This is a genomic window from Kineococcus vitellinus, assembly GCF_009906315.1.
Taxonomy (GTDB): domain Bacteria; phylum Actinomycetota; class Actinomycetes; order Actinomycetales; family Kineococcaceae; genus Kineococcus; species Kineococcus vitellinus.
Genome location: NZ_JAAALL010000289.1, coordinates 1 through 1879 on the forward strand (window position 1 = coordinate 1; position 1879 = coordinate 1879).

A 1879-nucleotide genomic window follows, 5' to 3' on the forward strand; every position below is an offset into this window, starting at 1 on the left:
GGGTGGTGGTCGGGGATTCCTTTGGTGTTGTTCCTCCACTTCCTGCTCGCCAGCGGGGGTGGAGGTTTTCGAGACCGAGGGTCAACTTTGCAGGTCTATGGATCTAGGCGGCTGCTCGCAGTCGTCGGGGTTTTTCGACGGAGAGTTTGATCCTGGCTCAGGACGAACGCTGGCGGCGTGCTTAACACATGCAAGTCGAACGGTGAACCCTCCTCGGAGGGGGATCAGTGGCGAACGGGTGAGTAACACGTGAGCAACCTGCCCCTGGCTCTGGGACAACCACTGGAAACGGTGGCTAATACCGGATACGACCCACCTCGGCATCGGGTGTGGGTGGAAAGTTTTTCGGCTGGGGATGGGCTCGCGGCCTATCAGCTTGTTGGTGGGGTGATGGCCCACCAAGGCGACGACGGGTAGCCGGCCTGAGAGGGCGACCGGCCACACTGGGACTGAGACACGGCCCAGACTCCTACGGGAGGCAGCAGTGGGGAATATTGCACAATGGGCGAAAGCCTGATGCAGCGACGCCGCGTGAGGGATGACGGCCTTCGGGTTGTAAACCTCTTTCAGCTCCGAAGAAGCGCAAGTGACGGTAGGAGCAGAAGAAGCACCGGCTAACTACGTGCCAGCAGCCGCGGTAATACGTAGGGTGCAAGCGTTGTCCGGAATTATTGGGCGTAAAGAGCTCGTAGGCGGTGTGTCGCGTCTGCTGTGAAAACTCAGGGCTCAACTCTGAGCTTGCAGTGGGTACGGGCACACTTGAGTGCTGTAGGGGAGACTGGAATTCCTGGTGTAGCGGTGAAATGCGCAGATATCAGGAGGAACACCGGTGGCGAAGGCGGGTCTCTGGGCAGTTACTGACGCTGAGGAGCGAAAGCATGGGGAGCGAACAGGATTAGATACCCTGGTAGTCCATGCCGTAAACGTTGGGCGCTAGGTGTGGGGTCCATTCCACGGATTCCGTGCCGCAGCTAACGCATTAAGCGCCCCGCCTGGGGAGTACGGCCGCAAGGCTAAAACTCAAAGGAATTGACGGGGGCCCGCACAAGCGGCGGAGCATGCGGATTAATTCGATGCAACGCGAAGAACCTTACCAAGGCTTGACATGCGCGGTGGAATCCCAGAGATGGGGTGTCATTTAGTTGGTCGCGTACAGGTGGTGCATGGTTGTCGTCAGCTCGTGTCGTGAGATGTTGGGTTAAGTCCCGCAACGAGCGCAACCCTCGTTCCATGTTGCCAGCAATTCGGTTGGGGACTCATGGGAGACTGCCGGGGTCAACTCGGAGGAAGGTGGGGATGACGTCAAATCATCATGCCCCTTATGTCTTGGGCTTCACGCATGCTACAATGGCCAGTACAGAGGGCTGCGATACCGCGAGGTGGAGCGAATCCCAAAAAGCTGGTCTCAGTTCGGATCGGGGTCTGCAACTCGACCCCGTGAAGTCGGAGTCGCTAGTAATCGCAGATCAGCAACGCTGCGGTGAATACGTTCCCGGGCCTTGTACACACCGCCCGTCACGTCATGAAAGTCGGTAACACCCGAAGCCGGTGGCCTAACCCGCAAGGGAAGGAGCTGTCGAAGGTGGGACTGGCGATTGGGACGAAGTCGTAACAAGGTAGCCGTACCGGAAGGTGCGGCTGGATCACCTCCTTTCTAAGGAGCATCAGCCCGCTCCCCGCCTTCTGCGGGGGGTTGGGGTGGACCGGTTTCTGCCAGCGAACGTCTGGTGGCCGGTGCTCGAGGGTGGAACATCAACACGGCACCAGGTGTCGAAGGCACTGGTCAGTACGGTCTCTGCTGTTGCGGGGGCGTGGAACGCCGCGTGTTCGTCTTCTCCTGGTGCCTGGCGCACTGTTGGGTCCTGAGGGACCGGGCACC

Annotated in this window: 1 rRNA gene; it reads left to right on the plus strand. The window is 59.6% G+C overall.

The annotated features are described in order from the left end of the window. Positions 1–134 precede the first annotated feature (134 nt). Positions 135–1654: ribosomal RNA gene (locus tag GTQ99_RS19140) — 16S ribosomal RNA — on the plus strand. Positions 1655–1879 lie beyond the last annotated feature (225 nt).